This window comes from Rouxiella chamberiensis (genome assembly GCF_026967475.1).
GTDB classification, from domain to species: Bacteria; Pseudomonadota; Gammaproteobacteria; order Enterobacterales; family Enterobacteriaceae; genus Rouxiella; species Rouxiella chamberiensis.
The window spans coordinates 794,926-818,095 of the sequence record NZ_CP114058.1 but is presented as its reverse complement, the minus strand read 5'-3'; the positions used below and the strand labels follow the sequence as shown (position 1 = coordinate 818,095).

The 23,170-nt window shown below is 56.6% G+C and carries 17 protein-coding genes and 3 pseudogenes; 16 read left to right on the top strand and 4 right to left on the bottom strand.

All coding sequences use genetic code 11. The features are described 5' to 3' along the window. Positions 1-296: 296 nt before the first annotated feature. From O1V66_RS03910 to O1V66_RS03875, 8 genes and pseudogenes are all read left to right on the top strand, one after another. Positions 297-1,376 (top strand): ATP-grasp domain-containing protein, encoded by a 1,080-nt coding sequence (locus O1V66_RS03910; RefSeq protein ID WP_045047091.1) that lies wholly within the window; start codon positions 297-299, stop codon positions 1,374-1,376. Beyond that, a complete protein-coding gene (locus O1V66_RS03905; RefSeq protein WP_045047092.1) occupies positions 1,373-2,512 on the top strand; it encodes a phosphoribosyltransferase domain-containing protein in 1,140 nt (379 codons plus the stop codon). The genes O1V66_RS03910 and O1V66_RS03905 overlap by 4 nt, the downstream gene beginning before the upstream one ends. Continuing rightward, positions 2,505-3,277: pseudogene (locus O1V66_RS03900) on the top strand (HAD family hydrolase). The gene O1V66_RS03905 and the pseudogene O1V66_RS03900 overlap by 8 nt, the downstream one beginning before the upstream one ends. A 1-nt stretch (position 3,278) precedes the next feature. After that, positions 3,279-4,358, top strand: a complete 1,080-nt coding sequence (locus O1V66_RS03895; RefSeq protein ID WP_045047094.1) for a cysteine protease StiP family protein — start codon at positions 3,279-3,281, stop codon at positions 4,356-4,358. Beyond that, entirely contained in the window at positions 4,358-5,314 is a 957-nt protein-coding gene (locus O1V66_RS03890) for an HpcH/HpaI aldolase/citrate lyase family protein (protein ID WP_045047095.1), read from the top strand. The genes O1V66_RS03895 and O1V66_RS03890 overlap by 1 nt, the downstream gene beginning before the upstream one ends. Positions 5,315-5,474: 160 nt before the next feature. Next, the gene (locus O1V66_RS03885; RefSeq protein ID WP_045047096.1) at positions 5,475-5,951 is read left to right on the top strand and encodes a tellurium resistance protein TerW; all 477 of its coding nucleotides are present in this window, start codon (positions 5,475-5,477) and stop codon (positions 5,949-5,951) included. 179 nt (positions 5,952-6,130) lie between these two features. Then, a pseudogene (gene yddG, locus O1V66_RS03880) lies at positions 6,131-7,010 on the top strand (aromatic amino acid DMT transporter YddG). Between the two features lie 93 nt (positions 7,011-7,103). Next, positions 7,104-7,553, top strand: a complete 450-nt coding sequence (locus tag O1V66_RS03875) for a DUF4385 domain-containing protein (RefSeq protein ID WP_045047097.1) — start codon at positions 7,104-7,106, stop codon at positions 7,551-7,553. A 47-nt stretch (positions 7,554-7,600) separates the two neighbouring features. Here the strand turns inward: O1V66_RS03875 and O1V66_RS03870 are convergent, their stop codons facing one another. Next, positions 7,601-9,991 (bottom strand): membrane-bound PQQ-dependent dehydrogenase, glucose/quinate/shikimate family, encoded by a 2,391-nt coding sequence (locus O1V66_RS03870; protein WP_045047098.1) that lies wholly within the window; start codon positions 9,989-9,991, stop codon positions 7,601-7,603. Positions 9,992-10,184: 193 nt separating this feature from the next. Here O1V66_RS03870 and O1V66_RS03865 point away from each other — a divergent pair, with 193 nt between their 5' ends. After that, positions 10,185-11,210, top strand: coding sequence for a LacI family DNA-binding transcriptional regulator (locus tag O1V66_RS03865; protein ID WP_045047099.1), 1,026 nt, complete (start codon positions 10,185-10,187; stop codon positions 11,208-11,210). Positions 11,211-11,224: 14 nt separating this feature from the next. Here the strand turns inward: O1V66_RS03865 and O1V66_RS03860 are convergent. Continuing rightward, positions 11,225-11,685, bottom strand: a pseudogene (locus tag O1V66_RS03860) (YbaK/EbsC family protein). 130 nt (positions 11,686-11,815) lie between these two features. Continuing rightward, on the bottom strand, positions 11,816-12,796 hold the full coding sequence (gene rfaD, locus O1V66_RS03855) for an ADP-glyceromanno-heptose 6-epimerase (RefSeq protein WP_045047101.1): 981 nt from the start codon (positions 12,794-12,796) through the stop codon (positions 11,816-11,818). A 495-nt stretch (positions 12,797-13,291) separates the two neighbouring features. Here rfaD and O1V66_RS03850 point away from each other — a divergent pair, with 495 nt between their 5' ends. The 3 genes from O1V66_RS03850 to O1V66_RS03840 all read left to right on the top strand — a co-directional run bounded on the left by O1V66_RS03850 (position 13,292) and on the right by O1V66_RS03840 (position 17,447). Further along, positions 13,292-15,049 (top strand): glycerol-3-phosphate dehydrogenase/oxidase, encoded by a 1,758-nt coding sequence (locus O1V66_RS03850; protein ID WP_241481375.1) that lies wholly within the window; start codon positions 13,292-13,294, stop codon positions 15,047-15,049. Further along, positions 15,033-15,881: a class I fructose-bisphosphate aldolase gene (locus O1V66_RS03845; protein ID WP_045047102.1), complete on the top strand. Its 849-nt coding sequence runs from the start codon at positions 15,033-15,035 to the stop codon at positions 15,879-15,881. The genes O1V66_RS03850 and O1V66_RS03845 overlap by 17 nt, the downstream gene beginning before the upstream one ends. A gap of 66 nt (positions 15,882-15,947) precedes the next feature. Beyond that, on the top strand, positions 15,948-17,447 hold the full coding sequence (locus O1V66_RS03840) for an FGGY-family carbohydrate kinase (protein WP_045047103.1): 1,500 nt from the start codon (positions 15,948-15,950) through the stop codon (positions 17,445-17,447). A gap of 3 nt (positions 17,448-17,450) precedes the next feature. Here O1V66_RS03840 and O1V66_RS03835 read toward each other — a convergent pair whose 3' ends face one another. Beyond that, a complete protein-coding gene (locus O1V66_RS03835; RefSeq protein WP_045047104.1) occupies positions 17,451-18,437 on the bottom strand; it encodes an aldo/keto reductase in 987 nt (328 codons plus the stop codon). Between the two features lie 302 nt (positions 18,438-18,739). On the opposite strand from O1V66_RS03835, the gene O1V66_RS03830 reads away from it, so the two are divergent. Genes O1V66_RS03830 through O1V66_RS03815 form a run of 4 tightly spaced genes read left to right on the top strand, consistent with a single transcriptional unit; the run spans position 18,740 to position 23,143 of the window. After that, entirely contained in the window at positions 18,740-19,492 is a 753-nt protein-coding gene (locus O1V66_RS03830) for a FadR/GntR family transcriptional regulator (RefSeq protein WP_045047105.1), read from the top strand. Continuing rightward, positions 19,489-20,517: an ABC transporter ATP-binding protein gene (locus O1V66_RS03825; RefSeq protein ID WP_414058468.1), complete on the top strand. Its 1,029-nt coding sequence runs from the start codon at positions 19,489-19,491 to the stop codon at positions 20,515-20,517. Before O1V66_RS03830 ends, O1V66_RS03825 begins: the two co-directional genes overlap by 4 nt. Beyond that, positions 20,514-21,629, top strand: coding sequence for an ABC transporter ATP-binding protein (locus tag O1V66_RS03820; RefSeq protein WP_045047107.1), 1,116 nt, complete (start codon positions 20,514-20,516; stop codon positions 21,627-21,629). The genes O1V66_RS03825 and O1V66_RS03820 overlap by 4 nt, the downstream gene beginning before the upstream one ends. Then, a complete protein-coding gene (locus tag O1V66_RS03815; RefSeq protein ID WP_045047108.1) occupies positions 21,626-23,143 on the top strand; it encodes an ABC transporter substrate-binding protein in 1,518 nt (505 codons plus the stop codon). The genes O1V66_RS03820 and O1V66_RS03815 overlap by 4 nt, the downstream gene beginning before the upstream one ends. Positions 23,144-23,170 lie beyond the last annotated feature (27 nt).

The window sequence follows — 23,170 nt, the reverse complement described above, 5'->3', positions numbered from 1 at the left end:
ATGTCGGGTTATTTTTATGAAATATAATCCATGTTTAAAAAATCATATCATGAGGTAGTATTCTCACAACCTGAATTTTTTCGTAATAGTCGGAAATATACTTAACTTGCTGTTTTAAAAGAACTGTTATGCAAATACTTTACATCAGCTGACAATACTATACATTTAAAAAGCCAGCTTTACCTTTCCTCGAAACTTGCATTTTTTTAAATCATAATATGATTGACATGCACAAAGCGCCCACCTAGACTCGATTTAATCCCTCCTTCGCTTGTCATTATTGGAAAATTAAAACAATGAGTCTAACCATTTGGCTAATGGAAGGTTTGTCATCGCAACGTGACATTATTTTGAGCATTAAAACTTTTTCTGAAAAAATAAACAAACCTTTAACTTTAATTGCCTCTCACCGTAATAAAAGAAATGAAATTCTTTCTCTGGCCGATATTTCCCTGATCGAACCAAAAGAAAATGAACAGCGTTTTCAATTTATTGCCGAGACAATTGAAGAATATGCCGTCAAGGTGATTCACGCCGGACGTCACCCGTTGTGGTATGAAGCCCACCGCACAGAAATAGAGGCGCTGGGGGTGAAACTGGTGACGGGCGCACTGTCCGCGAACCCTTTCTCTCTGGCCGACGACAAGGTCGCATTCGCAACCGCCATGCAGCAGCTGGGTTTGCCGGTGGTGCCTTCTGTCCGGGTGAATAACGCCGAGGCCCTGCGGGAACTTGTGGCGCAAAATCGCCTTTCCGCACATCCGAAGACGCTGTGCGTCAAACCGGTTGTCGGTATTTATGGCATGGGTTTTTGGCGTTTTGATGACAACGCACCGCCGATGGCGGCTTTTACTCATCCTGACAATCGCAAGGTTCACCCCGAACTTTACCTGCACGCGCTTGCGCAGCAGGCGGAGTTCGAGCCGCTGGTCTTGATGCCCTATTTGCCGGGGCCGGAATACTCCGTGGACATGCTGGTCAGTCAAGGCAAGGTGCTGGCTGCCGTGGCGCGTCGCAAGGAGGGGTCATTGCAGTATCTGGAGCAGTCCGGCGAAGCCTACGAGCTTGCCCTGCGCTGCGCCGAACTGATGCAGGCCGATGGTCTGGTCAACGTCCAGACTCGCCATAACGACGAAGGTCGGCCCGTGCTGCTCGAGATCAATATGCGTCCTTCCGGCGGCATAGGGTATACCCGTCACAGCGGCGTCAATCTGCCCGGGCTGTTTGCGATGTTTGCGCTGGGCGTCATGACTGCATCCGAGGTCACAACGTTGGCGCGCAGTGCCTTTACGCCTGCCATCGTGCGCCCGCTTACCGAAGCCGTGCTCTATGACCTGACGCTGCAAACTATGCCTTCCGCCGAGGTGAAAGCATGATTACGCCCACTGCCGCCATTTATCGTCGCGAACTCGCGGGCGGCACCCTGACGGTCACGCCCACCGGCGGCACGCTGGCGCTCGATGCGCTGTTTGATATCGCCGAGCGGCAAAACCCCAAGCGCGCCTTCCTGTTTGTCAGCAAAGTGCTGGGCCGCCATATTCCCGTGTCACCCGCGATTATGCGCGCCGCCTATCGACAGCTGGCTCAACAAATCCCCGCCGATTTACCGCAACCGGTGGTGTTTGTCGGCATGGCCGAAACTGCCGTCGGGCTGGGAGCGGGCGTGTATGACGAGGCAAAGTCACTTTTTCAGGACGCCGTTTATCTGACCTCGACCCGCCATCCGGTTGAAGGGCAGTTGCTGTGCGAGTTCAAGGAAAACCACAGCCACGCCACCGATCACCTGCTGTATCTGCCAAACGACGCCACGTTACGGGCGCGGGTGCTCAATGCGCGAAGCATCGTGATGGTCGATGATGAAGCCACCACCGGCAATACCTTTGTCAATCTGCTGGAGGCGCTGCGGGTCGAGGGCAATCTCGGGCATCTCGAGCGCGTGGTGGCCGTGACGCTGACCGACTGGAGCGGCAAGGCAATTGCAACTCACTGCCCGCTTCCCGTTACCGCCGTTTCACTGATTCAGGGCAATTGGCACTGGGAGAAAAACCCGCGCGCCCCCGTGCCCGTGATGCCCCATGTCAATGTCACCGGCAGCGGCAATGTGAAAATCATCGGCAAACAGAGCTGGGGCCGCCTCGGCATGGCAAATTCGGCCGCCGATTTGGGCAAACTGGTCACCGCCTCACCCGACGAAAAGATTCTGGTGCTGGGTTCCGGCGAGTTTGTCTGGGAACCCCTGCTGCTCGCCGAACGGCTCGAATTGCTGGGGGCCGAGGTCAAATTCAGCTGCACCACCCGCTCTCCTATCGCCACCGGCTTTGCCATCGAATCGGCGCTGGCCTTCAAGGACAACTACGGGCTGGGCATTCCGAATTTCGTCTATAACGTCGCGCATCAGAAGTTCGACCGCATTCTTCTTTGCATCGAAACGGAAGCCAGCAGCGTCGATCCTTTATTCATCGAGGCGCTTGAGTGCGTGGCGCCGGTTGTCGAGGTCATTTGCTATGAATAATCCCGTGGTTTTTCCGATCTCGACGACACGCTATTTCAGACCCGTCGCAAAATGGTCGACGAACTGGCGCTTGAGCCTTTTCGCACCGGCGCGTTTGACCGCTCGCTGTCGCCGCGCAGTTTCATGACGGAAGAACAGTCAATGCTGGTCGACTGGCTGCTGCAACACGCTGATTTAATTCCGGTCACGGCGCGCGGTACGGAAGAGATATCGCGCGTGGTCATTCCTTTCACTTCCTGGGCGGTGACGACGCACGGCGCGGTCATCCTTACGCCGCAGGGGCAGCCCGATGCCGTGTGGCAGGCGCAGATGCTCGACCGGCTCGCGCCTTATCGCGAACGTTTGCTTCAGTTGCAGCAAGACATCACTGAATTAATGCGCGAACGCGACATCAACGCCTGGGCGCGCATCAATTATGAATACGGCGATACGCCGATTTATCTGGTGATGAAGCACACCGACAGCACGCGGCTCGACGAACTCAACGCCATTGGCGACGAAATCGAAGCCCGGTTTTCAACGGACGGATTCTATATCCACCGTAACAGCAACAATATTGCCTGGTTGCCCGACCCCGTGGAAAAAGGCCTCGCTACGCGCTATCTGCTGGATAAACTGCGGGCCGAACGCGGCGTCTTTCCGGTCATCGGCCTCGGCGACAGCCTGAGCGATTACCGGTTCATGAAGTTATGCACCTGGTATGGCATCCCGCAGCAAAGCCAGTTTGCGCAGCACATCGGCGCACGCCTGTTCGGAGAAAAATAATATGACCGCGTTTGTGCCTTTTTCCGGTTCCTATCTGCCAGATGACGTGCATTTCCTGCTGCAACCCGTCGAACTCGAGATGACGCCCGTGGCGGTGAAAGAGCAGTTGATTCAATCCGGCGCGCGACATTATTCCGAGATGCTGAGTCAGGAGCCGGAACCGACGGCGTGGCATCTTGATCTTTTTGCCCGCGCGCTCGAAAGTGGCGCAACCCGTCTGGCACGAGAAGGCGTCATGCTCGCGAAAGCGCTGGCGGCGCGGTTTGGCGACACGCCTATCGTGCTGGTGAGTCTGGTGCGCGCTGGCGTGCCGCTCGGGGTCATGCTCCAGCAAACGCTGCGCGAAATGGGCGTGGCCTCTTCACATTACGGCATCAGTATTATTCGCGATCGCGGCATCGACGAAACGGCACTGGCATGGATTGAAGCGCGCCACGGCACGGCGGGCATCGTGTTTGTCGATGGCTGGACCGGAAAAGGCGCCATCACCGGCCAGCTGCAGCGCTCGCTCGCCGGACGTGCGGGTTATCCCGCCCAGCCACGGCTGGTAGTGCTTGCCGACCCCTGCGGATGTTCCTGGCTTGCCGCCAGTGACGACGACTGGCTTATCCCCTTCGGCATCATGGGCGCACCGGTATCCGGGCTGATTTCGCGCTCGATCTGGTCCGCCGACGGCTTGCACGGCTGTGTGCAGTGCGATCATCTGCGTGAATTCGAATGCAGCCGCCTGCTGGTCGATACGGTCGGAGAATGCCGTCAACAACTTGACCTCGACGCCATCGAAGCCAGTGCATGGCAGCCTGCGCAGCACGCCTCTCTCAAGGCGCTGAGCGAAAAGGTCATCACGTCTCTGGCCGAACATTACGACGTTTCCAGCATTAATCGAATCAAACCGGGCATTGCCGAAGCGACCCGCGCCGTTTTGCGCCGTGTGCCGGAACATATTCTGGTGCGATCAAGACAGGACCCCGATGTGGCGCTGCTGGTTTATCTGGCGCAGGAAAAGGGCATCGCCATTGCCGAAGTCGGCGATAGGCTGGGGCAATATCGCGCCGTCACCATTATTAAAAAGGTGCATTGATGACAAAGAGACTTTCGCCATACCGGCTGGGCGCTACCCTCTATATGCCGGCCACGCGTCATGACATCGCCGACATCGTGCTGAAAAACCGCATCGAAGGCCTGCGCTCTATCGTTATCGATCTCGAAGACGCCATTGCCGATGCCGAGGTACCCATCGCCCTGACCCATCTGCGAAGAGTGCTGCAAAATCTTTCTGCCGCGAGACTGCTGGAAACCGGCAACGAACGACCGCTGGTTTTTATCCGCCCCCGTCATCTGGCGATGTGCAAAAAACTGGTCGAGCGCGAAGATCTGGCGTCGATTGACGGCCTCGTACTGCCCAAGTTTACGCTCGCCTCGCTGCCGGAATGGTGGGCTATCCTCGAAAATACCCATCTTGGCATCATGCCGACGCTCGAAACCGAAGAGGTGTTCGACGTCGCGAAAATGCGCGAGCTGGCCGTGGCACTGGCGGAGCATCCCTGCCATGAGCGCGTCGTGGCGCTGCGCATCGGCGGCAATGACCTGATGAACGTTATTTCGCTAAGACGCCCGCGTAATCTGACGCTGTATGACAGCCCCATGGGTTACGTTATCAAGATGCTGGTGGCGGTATTTGGATCCCGTGATTTTGCGCTGACATCCCCCGTGTGTGAACACATCGACGAGCAGGGTGTGCTGGAGAAGGAACTGGCGCTGGACATGGCGCATGGGCTGGTCGGCAAAACGGCCATCCACCCCAGTCAGATAGCCAAAATCGAGCAGGCACTCCGCGTCTCGTCGGCAGACCATGAAGATGCCCTGCGCATTCTCAATTCACGTCAGGCGGTGTTTAAATCGCAGGGCGCGATGTGCGAACCCGCGACCCATCGTCGCTGGGCATTGAGAATTCTTGAACAGGCACAGATTTACGGAATTTCGCCTGACGGTGGGCAAGATGGCGTCCGGCTTGTCACGCTGACAGGTCAAAGTTGATTTAGATAAGGTTGAAGTTAACTTTGTTAGAATTTTGCGCGTTATTGGAAAAGTTAAGTCTCAAATGCAGAAATCATCATGAAAGCGGTGAGCTTTATCTTTTCCAACCTCTGTTTCCGTGCAAAAGCGCCATTCACCTTTTTTCGGGCCATGATTAACTATGCAAATCAGTACAAGACAAGCCCGAATATTTCGCCTGGCGCTTTTGCTGTCTTCCGGACAGCCGGTTTCTTCGGAAAAGATCATCTCGCAGCTTGCCTGCTCCGAGCCGACGTTGACGCGCGCCTTGAAAGAACTTCGAGACAGTTATAGCGCCGAAATAAAATACAGCAAGGCGGCGCATACCTATCAACTGGTGGAGAATGGTCAACTGGATAAAAAGGCGCTGCGCTGGATGACCGAAGCGCTCAACGCCAGCGTCTCGCCCATCTCGCCCGCCGAGAAAGGCGTTTCCCTGAGCAAAGTCAGAAAGAAAGCCGTTTCCCTTTCCCTTAGAACCTCTGTTTTGAGAAAAATCGATCAACTCGCCCAGCTTGCCAATACCACACGCAGCGACGCCGTTGAACTGCTCGCCGACCGCTATATCGCGGAACTGGCCGAGGCAATAAAAGCCCAGTCAGGCACCGCACGAAAGTAGCTCTGCCGATAACGCGCCCGCTACCGTCATTTCCGGTTGTCATCCATTAACGCACGGTGACATCCTGCTTTTAATCCCTGCCTTTCAGGAATACACTCTCGCAACACCCTCAGATTCTTACACATTTCGTTGTTTCATCGGAGACAGCGAACCAGCGTTTACGGCGAGGCAAGGGAATGATGACGTCTAGGAAAGCCACACTGATTGGTCTTGTGGCGATTGTTTTGTGGAGCGCCATTGTCGGCCTGATAAGAGTCGTGAGCGAAGGATTGGGGCCGGTTGGCGGCGCGGCGGCAATCTACTCCCTAAGTTCACTGCTGTTGTTGTTCACCGTCGGTTTTCCAAAGATAAAAACCTTCCCAAAAGCCTATCTGCTGTGCGCAAGCCTGCTGTTTGTCTGCTACGAACTCTGCCTGTCTCTTTCGCTCGGATTTGCCACGACCCGTTCGCAGGCCATAGAGGTGGGCATGGTCAATTATCTCTGGCCGAGCATGACCATTGTCCTTACCGTGCTGGTTTATCGGCAGAAAGCCCGCTGGCTGATTGTGCCGGGCATCATTCTTGCCCTCGCCGGAATCAGCCGGGTGCTGGGCGGCAGTCAGGGCTTTTCATTGACGCAGATAGGCAACAATCTGCTCTCCAACCCGCTCAGTTACGGGCTTGCTTTCGGCGGGGCGATCATCTGGTCGGTTTACTGTGTCATCACTAAAAAAATGGCGCGGGGCAGCAACGGCATTACGCTGGTTCTTTATGCTGACGGCCCTAACGCTCTGGATTAAATATCTTGCCGGTCCACAGCCTGCCTTTCATGTTGACCTGCACGTTATTCTCTACCTTGCGCTGGCCGCCGCCGCGATGGGCTTTGGCTATGCCGCCTGGAACGTCGGCATTCTGCACGGCAATGTGACCTTGCTTGCCACGGCGTCCTATTTTATTCCGGTCATCTCGGCCATGCTTGCCGCCTTCATTCTTGATTCGTCTCTAACGCTGTTTTTCTGGCAAGGGGCCGCCATGGTCAGCGCCGGTTCGCTACTGTGCTGGTGGTCAACGCGGACCTAAGGCTTTTCCTGATGGCAAACGCCTCACGCTCACTCAACTACACTGAATGCATAAGGTGTACAGGCCGAGGGAAAGCATGAGAGAGGGAGCACTATGAAGGAATTTGATTACGAGCAGGATTTCGACACCATCGATTTTCGCAAGCATCCAGAGTTGTATCAGGTGGGACGCGGGGAACAGGGGGTGCTGATGGTAGAGCCCTACAAGTCCGAAATTTTGCCGCATTGGCGTTTCAAAACGCCCGCCATCGCGGAGGTGTCGGCCAAGGCTATCATGGCGCTTTTTGAAGAGTACCGCAAAAAAGACGATTTTGTCGGCATGGATATGGCAAGAAAGTTCATTCAGATGGGCTATACCCGTGCACGTCGCTATGCCAATTATCCCGGCGGACGAAAATACGCCGAAGACCGCAGCCTGCACCCGCGCAATATCAATGAAGAGAAAGCCGCCTCCGCCGCTATCTTCAAAGAATACTGGGACCGCCTGCGCGCCGATGATGATTATCTGAAACGCAAAAAAGCGCACCAGAAAGCCTATGGTTGAAAAAAACCCCGCAAACGCGGGGTTTTGGTGTGGGTTAACCCCTAAGTTTACGGCAGTGCGTAGGCGATGACATAGTCGCCGCGATTGTCATTGGTGCCGGTGCGCGTTGCGCCGCCTGCAACGACAACGATGTACTGCTTGCCATCTTTGTCGAGGTACGACATCGGTGCGCCCTGCCCGCCGACCGGCAGGCGACCACGCCACAGCTCTTCACCAGTGGTGTTGTCCAATGCGCGGACATAGTAGTCCAGCGTGCCGTGGAAGAAGGTCAGATTGCCCTTGGTGACCAGCGGACCGCCCATTGTCGGCATGCCGAGAGGAATGCGCATGCCCGGGACAATGCCGGCTACCGGTGCATCCTGAATGCTGCCCATCGGCACCTGCCAGCGGGTTTTCCCGGTCGTCAGGTCAATGGCGGTCAGTGATCCAAACGGAGGCTTGAAGCAAGGGACGCCCATCGGCGAGACAAACATCGAGCGCTCAACGCCCCACGGCGTGCCGTTCTGGGTCGAGTATTCGCCTTCGGTGCTCGGCTTCAGTCCTACACGCACCGCTTCTTCACGTTTGATGAAGCGGCCCCACTGCGCCATACGAATATCGTTGACGATAAGCGTGCCGGTAGAGGCATCGATTGCGCCGCCGCCCCAGTTAAAGCCACCGTAATACCCCGGATAAATCAGGGTGCGTTTCTTGTCTGAAAGCGGCGTGAATTCGCCTTCCCAGCGCATTTCCTTGAACTGGATGCGGCAGTAAAGCTGATCGAAAATCGATGCGCCCCACATATCCGACTCTTTCAACGCCGTGGTTCCCACGGAAAGTGAAGAATACGGCTGTGTCGGAGAAACCTTCATGCCCGGCATCGCATCGGTGGAGACCTTGCGATTTTCGACCGGGAACACAGGTTGACCCGTGCGGCGATCCAGCACGAAAATCTGCCCGCGTTTGGTCAACTGAATAAGCACCGGCGTGATGGTTCCGTCTTTGCCCGGCAAATCGTAGAGGATAGGCTGGGAAGAGACGTCATAGTCGAACTGATCCTGATTGGCGGTACGGAAATGCCACCGCTCTTTACCGGTTTTCAATTCGATAGCGACAACGGAATCATTGTATTCATCGGAATACGCATGGCGGTTGCCGGTCCAGAAGTCAGGCGTCTGGTTGCCGGTAGGGAAATAGGCCAGACCGAGTTTGCTGTCATAGGCCGCCGTTCCCCAGAAGTTTGGCGACTCGATGGCATAGGTTTCACCGTCCGGCAGCGGCGAGCTGTCGCGTGGGCCACGTGAAGGATCCCATGCCCACAGCAGTTTGCCTGTACGGACATCAAAACCGCGCACCACGCCGGACGCTTCACCGGTAGTCAGGTTGTCATTGAGTTTGCCGCCGACCATGATGACGCCATCGGCCACCAGCGGTGCCGAAGTCAGATAGTAGGAGTCCGGAGCCGTTGGACCCAGGCCCTTGAGCAAATCGACATAGCCGTTGTCGCCAAAATCGCTACAGACTTTGCCGGTCTCGGCATCCAGCGCAAACAGACGGGCATCGATGGTGGTGCTGATGATGCGTTTGCGGCAGGAAGCCGCGGCCGTGTCAACCGCAGCGGTATTCTGCTCGACAGGAAGCGTGTCCAGATTCGCATAACTCACGCCGCGACAGCGCTTCCAGTTTTTATTGGCCGGTGTCTGTTTAACGTTGGGATCGTATTTCCACTTCTCTTTACCGGTGGTCGGGTCGAGCGCGATAACCTTGTTGATTGGCGTACAGAGATACATCGTGTCGTCGATTTTCAACGGCGTCACCTGATATTCCGCGCCGTTGGTCGCGAGATCGCCGGTGCGATAGGTCCACGCAACTTTCAATCCCTTCACGTTGGAAGTATTGATCTGGCTGAACTGCGCGAAACGTTGCCCCATGGCATTACGCCCCCAGGCGGGCCAATCACTGCCGCTGTCCTCGCCTGCCGATTTTTCGATAACCGGTGCCGCGTGGGTATCGGTCGCCTCGACCTCAGCATGCGGACGGAACATATTGGCGAAAATCGCAACGATGGCGGCCACCAGCACGACCGAAAGCGCCGCAGAAGGCTTGCAGCCCAGCGCTTTTCCACCCGCGGCTTTTCGCAGCAGCGGTGCGCACAGCGTCACGACAAGCGCAACGACCAAAAAGGCCACGGTGCGCGGCACTAATTGCCAGAAATCGGTGCCCACTTCATAAAAGGCCCACAGCAAACTGAAGATTAGCAAGCCCCATGCCAGCGGCAATGCCCAGGCACGCTTCTTGATTAATCCTGCGCCGCAGCCTGCCATTGCCAAACCGGCAATAAGATAAAACCAGGAACCGCCCAATGTTATTAAATAAAGTCCTCCTCCCGCTAATATTAACCCCAGCAAGATTAAGACTACCCCGATTATATTAACCACAATACTTGTACTTCTTTTCATTATTGAAAAATATCCTTAGCGCATTTTTCGCCATTAAACGAAATAGCCTTGCGGAAATAACGCTCATTTGCGCTCTTCCCTCATTCGTTTATGAGAAAAATTGAGGAAAACAGAAAATAACAGTTAACAATTCGGCACAATAGCAGATACATTTAGACAACAATAGAAACAGACAACCTCAAAAAAACCTCAAATGAAATTCTCCATCAAGCAGATCGCCCAGCAGGCAGGGGTCAGCAAGGCGACGGTAGACAGAGCGCTGCACAGTCGTGGCGCGGTTCATGCGCAGACACAGCGCCGTATCGAACAGGCGATAAAAGATTTGGAAACGCAGCAACGCAATGCCCTTGCCAGCGGCCGAACGATTACGGTGGATGTCATCATGCACACCCCTGCCCGATTTAGTCAGATGGTTACCGACGCCCTGCTCGCCGAGATGGGCAATTTCGCGCCGTTCAGGATTGCCCTGCGGCTGCATATTTTCGAGGAAATCGACGTCAAAGAGATAAAAAAACTGCTGTTGCGCTGCGCCAGCGACAGTTACGGCATTGTGCTCAAGGCGTTGGATAGCCCCGAATTAAAGCAGGTTATCGACCTTCTTCATCAACAGCGTGTCCCGGTCATTACGCTCGTCAGCGACCAGTATCAAAGCGAACGTTTTCGCTATATCGGCATTGAAAATCGCTCGGCGGGCAGCACGGCGGCCTACATGATGGCGCGCTGGCTGAAAGACGAAAACGTGTCGATTGCGGCCGTCATCGGCGCGGAAAATTTTCACGGTGAAGAGGAACGCGTGGTCGGATTTTGTGAAACGTTGAGTCATATGGCGCCCCGGCTTGAAACCGTGCGTCTTTATGGCGGCTATGGCATTGATGCCATGACCTATAACGTTGTTAAAAATGCGTTAAAAAATAATTCGGCATTAAACGCCGTTTACAGTGTCGGCGGTGCCAACAACGCTATTTTAAGAGCTTTCAGCGATATGGATCGACCGGTGAAAATGTTTATTGGTCACGATTTAGATAGCGATAACCGTATTTTACTTGAGCAGGGAAAACTGGATTTAATAATCCAGCACGATTTACGGCAGGATGCGCGAAATATATTCAAAAGCATTCTTGAATATCACGCCTTTATTCCCGCCGTTAATCCTGATCTCCCTGTGGTATTTTCCAGCGTGAGTGTCGTTACGCCGTTTAATATGTCGCCAGCGTCCTGATAGGCGCAAAAATATCAGCAGGTGACATCAATCCACCGAGCACCGGTAATGGTCGCGAGTTTGTCGGGCGCGATTCTGACGCCGGAATTCACGCTGCCTCCGGCGGGAAGCACCTCTTCGTAACGGGTCAGGCTGTGGTCACAGAAGATTTTAACGGTTTCGGCAGGCGCGAAGGGACACACGCCGCCCGGCGGATACCCGGTCAAGGCTTCGACCTCTTCGAAAGGCAACATGCGCGCTTTAACGCCGAAACCAGCTGCTTGTATTTCTTGTTGTCGATCCTTGCGGTCCCGGCCATGACCAGCAAAACCACATCATCATTCACTCGAAACGACAGCGTTTTGGCAATCTGCCCGCTTTCGACCTCAAAGGCTTCTGCGGCTTCGGCGACGGTTGCGGTACTTTTCTCAAGTACCGTCACGGTCGTTTCAGGCGCATGCTCGGCCAGAAATTGCTGGACGCGTTCAACGCTCATACATTCTCCTCAGATAGATTTGATAAATACCTTATCTTTCCATCATATACATAAGGTATTCGCCGAGGAAAACGTTTTTGCAGGTTTTAACGCGCGCAGGGTCTGCTGCGCGAAACGCCGCAGACGGGGGTTAGCCCTGCACTCTTTGGCGTAGATAATGGAGATATTTGGCCATTCCTTCGCGCAAGGTGGTGAAGTTATGGGTATAACCCGCCGCACGTATTTTGGTGATATCGGCCTGGGTAAAATCTTGAGTGCTGTTTTTGAAAATATCGGGAGTAGGGGCGAAATTAATTTTCTGGCTTTTACGAGAGAGTTCAAAAGCGGTCTGGGCAATGGTCAGAAAGGTCGTCGATTCACCGGTGCCCACATTATATAATCCCGACTTGGGTTTATGGGTTAATAACCACTTGATCACTTCTGTGACGTCATCGATATAAATAAAATCTCGCGACTGCTCGCCGTCATCATATTCCGGTGAGGCTGACTTAAACAGAGTCACGGGTTTATCCTGCAAGACGGAATAACAAATTTTGCCGACTGAACTCTTCAATGTCCCGGCACGAAATTCACCCGGCCCGTAGACATTAAATAGTTTTAAGCCATACCAGTGAGGCGGGGTCTTGACCTCGGGATTTTCGACGTCGCGCGCCACCCGCAGATCAAAGATATTCTTGCTCCAGCTATAAAGATTCTGCGGGTTGAGCTGGTTGAGAAAGCGCGGGGACTGATGGTCTTTGAAGCCGCGGGATCCATCGCCATAAGTTGACGAAGAGGAGGCGTAAATAAAAGTGACGCCCTGTCTGGCGCAAAATTGCCACAGTTTGAGCGAACGCGAGACATTATTGACCAGAACTTCATCGGCATCGACGGCGGTCGTGGAGGATTTCGCGCCAAGATGAATAACGGCATCGAGTTCGGGGCTTTTTTCCAGCCAAGCTTCAAGGTTATCGAGAGGAATAAAATCGCTGAATTCACAGTCGATAATATTTCGCCATTTTTCACCGCGCCCCAGCGTGTCGCAAATTACCACATCATTTATGCCGGCTTTATTCAACGCCAATAATACATTAGAGCCGATAAATCCTGCCGCACCGGTTAATAAAATCATGCTAATTCCACTTCACTGATAATGTTATATCAGGCATAGACGTCTTAATAATGGCGCAGAAGATAACATGGCACGTCAGGGGAAAAAATCAGCTATTTCTTAGAGTCAGTCATAAATTATGCTATCTCCTGATGTCATTGACCTAGATCAATGTTTAGCGCGTTACTCTCATGGGTCGGCAGGCCACCAACGTCACGGCCTCACGCTCGCGTGTTCCGGGGCTGGCAGCGCCTTCCACTTTTCTCACGCACTGCAAGAAACAGACAGAAATTTCCTTATCCGCCGACCCAGATCACAAACTGGTAACAATTAACAATCAAGACATTGCCCTTCCCTGATTTTCTACCCTATACCTCTCATAGACATAGCGTCCAGCCAACAAAAATTTCAATTTCACCTCCCGCTGTTTATCCCTTTGTTCGCTGCACCTGTGGCGGTCGGGCCGGGCACGCCCAGACGGATAGCGGCGACGGGAGGAAGCAAAGGGAGCATTCAGTGGACAACATCACTTCGCAACGCGCCGATAAAATCAGGCGCATGGAATCACTGACCGAAACGCCGGTGCTGATTGTCGGCGGCGGTATCAACGGCATCAGCACCTTTCGCGAGCTGGCATTGCAGGGTATTCCGGTGATTATGGTGGAACAGGGTGACTGGTGTCAGGCCGCGAGCGGTGCGTTGTCGCGGATGATCCACGGCGGTCTGCGCTACCTTGAAACCGGCGAATTTTCGCTGGTCAAAGAGTCGGTGCAGGAGCGCGACAGGCTGCTGAAAAATGCCCCGCATTATGTTGCCCCGCTGCGCACCACTGTGCCCATCGATAGCTGGAGCGGTGGGCTGGTCAACGCCGGTAAACGCTTTCTACGCCTCAGCGAACGCCCGTCACGCCGTGGCGCATTGATCATTAAAACCGGGCTGTCGATGTATGACCTCTACACGCGGCAATATGGCTCGATGCCACGCCACCAGCTGAACGGCGACACGGCAACCCGCCAGCGCTGGCCCGATTTTGCCGACTGGGTAAAGTGCAGCGCGACCTATTATGATGGCTGGATAAGCGCGCCCGAGCGATTGGGCGTCGAGTTGGTCAATGATGCCGAACAGGCCAACCCGCAGGCACTGGCCCTCAATTATGTCCAACTGGTCGCAAGCGACGGGGAAACCCTTACCCTCAGGGACAAGCTCGGCGGACACACCTTTACCCTGCGTCCTCATGTCGTGGTCAATGCGACGGGCGCGTGGATAGACCGCCTCAATTCCACACTCAGACAACCCGCAAAAAGTAAAAATCTGATTGGCGGCACCAAGGGATCGCATCTGATTATCCGCCATCCGCTTCTGCTGGCGGCGCTCAACGGCGAGATGGTCTATTACGAGAACAAGGAAGGCCGCGTGTGCATCATGTTCCCGTGGTACGGCAATGTGCTGGTCGGCTCGACGGATATTCGCATCGATAATCCCGACGACGTGGCCTGCAGCGCCGACGAACAACGCTATATCTTGCAGTCGCTGAAGTTCGTCTTCCCACATATTGCGGTGAAAGACGAAGACGTGCTTTATACGTTCAGCGGCGTGCGCCCGCTTCCGGCGAGCGATACGGAAGTCAACGGGCGCATTTCCCGCAATCATACGCTGGTATTGTTGCCGCCCGATGCCACTCGCTACTATTCCACCCTCTGTCTGGTGGGCGGCAAGTGGACGACGTTTCGCAAATTTGGCGAACAGGCGGCCGACAAGGTCCTGAAGCTGCTGGGCAGAACGCGCAACGTCTCTACCGGCGATCTAGCCATCGGCGGCGGCAGGGATTACCCGCTTCCCGAACGCAAAACCGCGTGGATCCAGCTTGTGAGTAGACAGAGCGGCCTGACTGCCGAGCGCGTCGGCCAACTTCTGACCCGTTACGGCACGGCGGCTGCGCCCATCGCCGCCTTTATGGTCAGTGAGCCGGACAGTCCCCTGATGCATTTCGCCGACTACAGCCGCAACGAGCTGCGCTATCTGATTCATCATGAGCAGGTGCAGACGCTGGAGGATCTGCTGGTCCGCCGCACCCCCATGGCAATTGGCGGCATGCTTACCGCCGAACGCGTGCAGGAGCTGGCTGACCTTGTCGCAAGCGAGCTAGGCTGGGACGCCACCCAGCGTGCGCAACAGCTTGATACCACCCTTTCCCGCCTCGCCAGCCTGCACGGGCTGACCGGGCTTTATCCATTGCATGTCCAAGAGGGATCCCGTCATGCCAGTCAGTCATAAAGTCAGACTTAACCGCCTGTTCAACAACGGAAAATGCCTCGATGTGGCTATCGATCACGGCATAGCCAATGAACCCGACTTCCTGATAGGACTGGAGGATATCGCCGGTGTCATGAATAGCCTGATTGCCGCTCGGCCCGACGCCATTCAGGTCAACTATGGTCAGGCCGATCTATTGCAGGAACAGACGCAGAACAAACCGGCGCTGGTGCTGCGTACCGATGTGGGGAATGCCTATAACGCCGCGCGGCACCGCGAAATGTGGGCGGTGCTGCACAACCCCGATGAACCGCTGCTTGCCGCCCTGCAAATGGACGCCGCCGCCGTTGTCGTCAATCTGTATATGATCCCCGATGAACCGGGAATTTTCCGCCAGTGCGTCGAGAATATCGGTCGCCTGCGCCATGCCTGCGAAAAATACGCCATGCCGCTGATGATTGAACCGCTGGTGATGGCTCCTGCCGGACAGGGAGCCGCTTACGGGTCGCTTGGCGATGTCGGCAAGATAGTTCCGCTGGTGCGACTGGCGCGTGAGCTGGGTGCCGACATCATCAAGGCGGACCCTACCGACCATGTCGAAGATTTTCACCGCGTTGTCGAGGCGGCACGCTGCCCGACGCTGGTGCGCGGCGGCGGCAAGGGCGAGCTGTCTGCGGTACTCGACAAAACGGCGGCACTGATGGCGCAAGGCGCTTCCGGCATGGTGTATGGCCGCAACGTGTACCAGCACAGCAATCCGTCGCAGGTCGTCAGAGCGCTGATGGCGATTATCCATCAAGGCGTCAGCGGGCGCGACGCACTGGAAATTTATCAGCAATATCAACGGCATTGATAAAGACGTTCATGCCTCTACAATCGCCACACCTCGCTTTCTTCACGAAGGCCACAGGGGGTTTAGATGAGCCGATGCTTGCTGGGCATTGATGCGGGCAACACGATGATTAAAGCGGTGCTGTTTGATTTGGCAGGCACCGTGCTTGCCGTGGCCGAATGCGCCGGAGAGACGCATCAGCCGCAGCCGGGCTATGCCGAGCGACCCATTGAAGACATTTATCAGGGGGTTACCCAGGCGGTTCGCGCCTGTCTGGCACAGGTTTCTCAGAGGAATGTGCAGGTGCTCGCGGTAGGCGCGGCGGGTCATGGCAACGGCGTGTATGCGCTCGATAAACAGGGACGACCGCTGCTGGGCATTCAGTCTATCGACAATCGTGCGCACGAACGAGTACAGCAGCTTGAACTTGAAGGACGCGACCTTGTTATCTACCAGCGCTCGCTGCAAAAACCGTGGCCGGCCGCCACGCCGGTTCTTGTTAGCTGGCTCAAGCGCCATCAGCCGGAGGTTTATGCCCATATCGGCCATTTTCTGCTGGCGAAAGACGTTATCGCCTATTTCCTCTCCGGTGTGATTTCATCCGACTACTCGGACGCCGCCGGTGCAGGCCTGCTGTATTACGCCTCGCGCGACTATGACCGCGAACTGATGGCGCTCTACGACATTGAAGATGCCCTGCCGCTGCTTGCTCCGCTTAACGAATCCTGTGACGTCGTGGGCCACATTACCGCGCAGGCTGCCGCGCTTACGGGACTGCCTGTCGGCATTCCGGTGGTTGCAGGCATCTTCGACGTGGTGGCAAGCGCAGTCGGATCCGGCGTCGTCAATACCGGCGAAGCTTCGATTGTGGCAGGCACCTGGAGCATCAATCAGGTGGTCGTCGATAAACCTGACTATTTGCGCCCGGTATTCATGAATTCGATTATCGAACGCGACCGCTATATGGCAATAGAAGCCAGCGCGACCTCGGCGGCCAACCTCGACTGGTTCCTGCGCGAGTTCGACGATGGCCGCGCCGGTCAGGGTGCGGCGCGCAGCAGCGATATCGTCGCGCACGTCACCGCCAACAAAGCCCTGCCTCTCTATCATCCCTATCTCTATTCCGGTCGCAAGGAGGGACTTTCGAAGGCCGGTTTCTATGGACTTGGCGGCTGGCACACGCGAGCCGACATGCTTTACGCGCTGTTTGAAGGCGTGACCTTCGCCCATCGCGCGCACATCGACAGACTGCGTGCGGCCGGGATCCCCTTCGAGAAGGCTACGCTTTCGGGCGGCGCGGCGCGCAGCTGTATCTGGCCGCAGATGTTTGCCGACGTGCTCGGCATCCCGATTAACGTGACCGAATGCAAAGAGACCGGTGCGCTGGGCGCGGCTATCTGCGCGGGGGTCGGCGTCGGAATCTGGCAAGACTTGTCGGCAGGGGTGGCGCAGGCGGTAAAGGTGACCGCCCGGCCTCTGTTGCCGAATCCTGAGCAATTTGCCTTCCACGAGCCGCGCTATCGGCTGTTTAAAAAGCTGGAAACCGTCATGGCCGGGGTCTGGCAGGAAGACGAAGAAATTCTCTGATTCTCAATCGTGCTCGGCTACGTTGTGCGGAATATAGGGCGCTTCCAGCCGGGCTATCTCCTCGGCGCTCAGCACCAGTTCGCTGGCGGCGACGGCATCATCGAGATGCGCGAATCGGGTTGCGCCAACCACGGGGGCAACCACCGATTTATGTCGATAAACCCAGGCCAGTGCTATCTGCGCCTGACTCACCCCGCGCTCGGCAGCTACCTCTGTGACCGCGTCAATCACACGACGATCGGCGTCTTCGGTGGCGGCATAGAGTTGTCTGGCAAAACGGTCATGCCCGTGGCGCAGTGAATCGGTCGGTTGCTGCCAAGGACGCGCCAGCAAGCCGCGCGCCAGAGGACTCCACGGCGTAACACCCACCCCCTCGCTTTCACACAGGCCCAGCATTTCGCGCTCTTCCTCGCGATACAGCAGATTCAAGTGGTTCTGCATGCAGATAAACCGCGTCCAGCCATTGTATTTCGCCACCTGCAAAGCCTTGGAAAATTGCCAGGCAAACATCGACGAGGCACCCAGATAGCGAACCTTGCCCGCTTTGACCAGGTCGTGCAACGCTTCCAGTGTCTCCTCGAGGGGCGTTTCATAATCCCAGCGATGAATCTGGTAGAGGTCGATATAATCCGTGCCGAGACGGCGCAGGCTGGCATCGCATTCGGTCATGATAGCCTTGCGGGACAACCCTTTGCTGTTCGGGCCGCTACGCAGGGGATTATACAGTTTGGTGGCGACCACCACGTTGTCGCGATGGGCATAGTCCTTGAGCGCGCGGCCCAGAATCTCTTCGCTGACGCCGTTGGAGTAGGAGTTGGCGGTATCAAAAAAGTTGATGCCAAGTTCCAGCGCCCGACGAATAAAGGGGCGGCTTTCGGCCTCATCCAGCGACCAGGTATATCCGCTCGCCTCTTTCGGCGCATAGGTGAGACAGCCCAGACACACCGCAGAGACTTCAAGGCCCGAATGGCCAAGCTTCAACGTTCTCATTCCTTATCCCTTTCATTCATCAATGATTACTGCGCGAAATCCCCTCTTGTTTTTAATCTATACAACCCCCTGCCTTTTCACAAGTTGCGCTGCCCCGGTGCAGGCTGGCGAAGTCCCTGATCAATTTGGGGCATTGACACAGCCGAACCTTCTCTGATTGATTCATGAATTTACAAAAATTATCTAACTGAAAAATATACTAATTAAAATAATTACCCTGATATTTTTCTGAACCAAACCAATATTGGTTCGATTTGTGCAATGCCGTGTTTATCTCTTTTCGACACAAAGCGTAACGAACCATGCCAGAGACGCCACACACGCAGACATCGTCCCTTCAACCCGTTGGCCCGCAGGCGACGGGAAACTCGCATTCGGCGCTGGAACAGCTGCGCCTGCTTATCGAGCAGCATCCGCATGAAGGCCAGCCCCTGCCGCCGGAGCGGGATCTGGCTCAGCGTTTTGGCGCGGGTCGTCGCGAGATCCGCCGCGCGCTTGACGTGTTGGTTGAAGAAGGCCGTATCTGGCGCAAACAGGGCAAGGGGACGTTTATCGGCCCGAAAGCTCCGGCCCAGCCGCTCAGCCTGCAGGCACTGCCGAAACAATCGAACCTGCTGGAAGTCATGGAAGCGCGGCTGCAAATCGAGCCGGGTCTGGCGAAATACGCCGCCTTGCGCGCCACGCCTGAACAGATACAGCTGATGTGGCGACTGCTCGACAGAATGACGCAGCTTGCAGCCGACGATGCCGACCAGATTGAACTGTGGGACAGCGCCTTTCACCGCGCCATCGCCGATGCCGCAGGCAATCGTCTGCTGCTCGGGCTGTTCGACGCGGTCGACGCCATCCGCCGCGACCCGAGCTGGCAGGCGGTGCGCGACCGTGCGCGCAATCAGGAACGTCTCGACATCTACGACCATCACCATCGCCGCCTCATCGAACATATCGCCGCGCGTGAACCGCTCGAGGCGGCCCGGGTAATGCGCGAACACCTGCTGTTTTTGCAAAACGCATTGATCGCCACGCTACATCATGACGATGAGGAGTCCCTCTGATGACGACCCCAGAACATGCGGCACCGTCCGTACTGGAAATTAACAACCTCAAGGTGCAGTTTCGCGGCAGTCCGGCCAGCGTGCTGGATGGCATCTCCCTGCGCATCGAGGCCGGTAAAACGCTGGCGCTGGTCGGTGAGTCGGGCTGCGGAAAAAGTGTAACCTCGCTGGCATTGATGGGCCTGCTGCCGCAGAGCGCACAGGTGTTGGAGGGCCACGTCAATTTCAGCGGTCAATCCCTGCTTGCACTGTCGGAGCGCCAGTATGCCGACCTGCGCGGACGGGATATCGCGATGATTTTTCAGGAGCCGATGACCTCGCTCAATCCTGCCTTGACGCTGGGTGAGCAGATAGCCGAAGCGGTGATGCGCCATCAGGGCGTCGATAAACAGCAGGCGCAGGATCAGGCATTGTCGATTCTGCAACAGGTGCAGATACCCGCCCCGGAACTTCGCATGAAAGCCTATCCGCATCAGCTTTCCGGCGGCATGCGCCAGCGAATCATGATTGCGATGGCGCTGGTCAACCTCCCGAAACTGCTGATTGCCGACGAGCCGACGACCGCGCTCGACGTGACGATTCAGGCGCAGATTCTGGCGCTGCTCAACCGCCTGCAAGAGCAGAGCGATACTGCCATGCTGCTTATCACGCACGACCTCGGCGTGGTGGCCGAAGTCGCCGACAGCGTGGCCGTGATGTATGCCGGGCAGATCGTCGAACAGGGCGAGGTAGCCGATCTGTTCAACGATCCGCAGCATCCCTACACCATCGGACTGATGGGATCGATGCCGTCACTGGCTTCGCGTCAGGGCGCACTCTCGACTATTCCCGGTGCCGTGCCGCTGCCTGCCGACATGCCCGCAGGCTGCCGTTTCGCCACGCGCTGCCCGTTCGCCGACCTGAAATGTCATCAGCAGCGCCCGGCGCTTGCCACACTCGGCCGCAGTGGTCATCAGGTTGCCTGCTTCAAGGCACCGCTCGAGCAACACTTTTCCCTGCAATCCTCACTGGAGGCGATGCCGTGAATACTCCCCCGCGCCCTATTCTCGAGGCCGTCGGCCTCAGCAAAGTGTTCAAGGGTCCCCCCTCGCTATTTCGTAAAACGCCGGGCGTGCAGGCCGTCGACCGCGTGTCGCTGCGCGTCTATCAGGGGGAAACACTGGCGATTGTCGGCGAATCCGGTTCCGGTAAATCGACTCTGGGCCGTTTGCTGCTGCAACTGCTGCGCGCCTCCGAAGGAGACGTCTTTTATCAGGGGCAGAATATCAGCCGCCTGACCCCGGCCGAGATGAAACCGCTGCGCCGCGAGCTGCAAATCATCTTTCAGGATCCGTTCGCCTCGCTGAACCCGCGCATGACCGTCGAGCAGATCGTCGGTGAACCGCTGTGGCTGCACAATATCGTGCCCGATGCCGCCGCACGGCGCGATCGGGTCAGGGAACTCCTGACCACCGTCGGCCTGCCCGCCGCCTTCAGCCAGCGCTATCCGCACGAGTTTTCCGGCGGTCAGCGCCAGCGTATCGGCATCGCCCGCGCGCTGGCCTCGGAGCCGAAACTGCTGCTGGGCGACGAACCCGTCTCGGCGCTGGACGTCTCCGTGCAGGCGCAGGTGGTCAATCTGCTGGAAAGCCTCAAGCAGCAATTCGGGCTGACGATGATTGTCGTGGCGCATGGGCTGGCGGTTATTCGCCATATGAGCGACCGCGTGGCCGTCATGTATCTCGGGCAAATCGTCGAGCTGGCAAAAGTCGATGATATTTTCGACGCGCCGCTGCACCCCTACACGCAGGCGCTGATTGCCTCGGCTCCGCTGCTGACGCCCGGCGTAAAACGTCCGGTGGATATGCTGCAGGGCGACATGCCCAATCCGGCCAACATGCCGAGCGGCTGTCGTTTCCACACGCGCTGCGCCTACGCCAACGACCATTGCCGCCAAGTGGAACCGCGCCTCGAAAATGTTGACGATTCGCGTCAGGTGGCCTGCCATCGCTGGTCCGAGCTGCTGCGTTCGCGCACTGCCGTGCTTATCCCGCCGCCGTCTGCCGCCTTTACCCTGCGCCGCGCCCTATTCGAACAGGCCAGCACTCAGCTGGCGACTTCACACAACGCCAATACCACTGAAGGAACCACACCATGAAATTTCGCCCTCGGCTCTCCGCCTCGCTAAGTGCCCTGCTGCTGCTGGGCAGCGCCGGTCTTGCCCATGCCGAAAGCACCCTGCGCATCGGATTGGGTGCCGATCCGGATCAGCTGGATCCGGCAACGGCCCGCACCTATTACGGCCGTTTCGTGTTCAGCGCAATGTGCGATCGTCTGGTGGATGTCGATCAGCATCTGTCGATAGTCCCCGGCCTTGCAACCGACTGGTCCTACAGCGACGACGGTAAAACGCTGACCCTGAATCTGCGTCAGGGCGTGGTGTTCCACGACGGTGAAAAGTTTGACGCCGAGGCGGTCAAATACAATCTTGACCGCTATCTCACCTTGCCCGCCTCGCTGCGCAAGAGTGAAATTTCTTCCATCGAATCGGTCGAAGTCGCCGGTCCCTACAGCGTCAAGCTGCACCTGAAAAATCCCGACGCCGCGCTGCTGATGCAGTTGACCGACCGCGCGGGGGCGATGATGGCTCCACAGGCGACTGCCAAAGGCAATGTCGCCGCGCACCCGGTCTGCTCGGGTCCCTATGAGTTCGTCAGCCGCGTGCAGCAGGACCGCATTGTGCTCAAGCGCTTCGAACAGTACTGGAACAAGTCGGCCTACCATTTCGACAAAGTGGTGTTCCTGCCTATTCCCGATGCGTCTGTGCGCCTTGCCAATCTTCAGGCGGGCGACCTTGATCTGACCGAAGGGATTGCCCCGACCGATGTCAACACGGTGAAAAACAATGCCAAACTCGCGCTCGCCAAGGTGACGGGGCTGGGATATATGGGGCTGACGGTCAATACCGGCAACGGCAGCGCCAACACCGGTACGTTGCTTGCCAAAGAGGCCAAGGTCCGGCAGGCGCTGTCGCTGGCGATTGACCGCGAAGCGCTGAATCAGGTGGTGTTCGAAGGCCAGTTTACGCCCGCCAACCAGCCGTTCTCGCCGGTCAGCCCTTATCACGTCAATCTGCCCATCGCCGCGCGAAACGTCGACAAGGCAAAAGCCCTGCTGGCCGAAGCCGGAGTGAAAACGCCGCTGAATATCTCCCTGCTGGTCGCCAACAATCCGACCTCGCAGCAGGTGGCGCAGGTGTTGCAGGCGATGGTGAGCGAAGCAGGCATCAACCTGAATCTGCAAATGACCGAGTTTGCCACCCTGCTCGACAAACAGCAGCGCGGCGATTTCCAGCTGAGTATGTCAGGCTGGTCCGGTCGTCCGGATCCCGATGGCAGCATCTACTCTTTCCTCGCCAGCAAAGGCGCGCTCAACGATGGCAAATACAGTAATCCACAGGTCGACGCGTGGCTGCTGAGCGCGCGTCAGACCAGCGACGTCGAGCAACGCAAGGCGCTGTACAAGAAAATCGTCGATCAGGAGAACATCGATCAACCGCTGGTGTATCTCTATTTTGAACCGCGCATCTTTGGCATGAGCAAGAAAGTCACGGGCTTTACGCCGTATCCGGACGGGCTTATCCGCTTGCAGGGCGTGCAGTTGACGCAGTGATCCGCCAGCCGGAACGAGAGGGACTTA

Coding starts and splice junctions, on each gene's coding strand:
- O1V66_RS03910 (WP_045047091.1), top strand. CDS start 297: ATGAGTCTAACCATTTGGCTAATGGAAGGTTTGTCATCGCAACGTGAC.
- O1V66_RS03905 (WP_045047092.1), top strand. CDS start 1,373: ATGATTACGCCCACTGCCGCCATTTATCGTCGCGAACTCGCGGGCGGC.
- O1V66_RS03895 (WP_045047094.1), top strand. CDS start 3,279: ATGACCGCGTTTGTGCCTTTTTCCGGTTCCTATCTGCCAGATGACGTG.
- O1V66_RS03890 (WP_045047095.1), top strand. CDS start 4,358: ATGACAAAGAGACTTTCGCCATACCGGCTGGGCGCTACCCTCTATATG.
- O1V66_RS03885 (WP_045047096.1), top strand. CDS start 5,475: ATGCAAATCAGTACAAGACAAGCCCGAATATTTCGCCTGGCGCTTTTG.
- O1V66_RS03875 (WP_045047097.1), top strand. CDS start 7,104: ATGAAGGAATTTGATTACGAGCAGGATTTCGACACCATCGATTTTCGC.
- O1V66_RS03870 (WP_045047098.1), bottom strand. CDS start 9,991: ATGAAAAGAAGTACAAGTATTGTGGTTAATATAATCGGGGTAGTCTTA.
- O1V66_RS03865 (WP_045047099.1), top strand. CDS start 10,185: ATGAAATTCTCCATCAAGCAGATCGCCCAGCAGGCAGGGGTCAGCAAG.
- rfaD (WP_045047101.1), bottom strand. CDS start 12,796: ATGATTTTATTAACCGGTGCGGCAGGATTTATCGGCTCTAATGTATTA.
- O1V66_RS03845 (WP_045047102.1), top strand. CDS start 15,033: ATGCCAGTCAGTCATAAAGTCAGACTTAACCGCCTGTTCAACAACGGA.
- O1V66_RS03840 (WP_045047103.1), top strand. CDS start 15,948: ATGAGCCGATGCTTGCTGGGCATTGATGCGGGCAACACGATGATTAAA.
- O1V66_RS03835 (WP_045047104.1), bottom strand. CDS start 18,437: ATGAGAACGTTGAAGCTTGGCCATTCGGGCCTTGAAGTCTCTGCGGTG.
- O1V66_RS03830 (WP_045047105.1), top strand. CDS start 18,740: ATGCCAGAGACGCCACACACGCAGACATCGTCCCTTCAACCCGTTGGC.
- O1V66_RS03815 (WP_045047108.1), top strand. CDS start 21,626: ATGAAATTTCGCCCTCGGCTCTCCGCCTCGCTAAGTGCCCTGCTGCTG.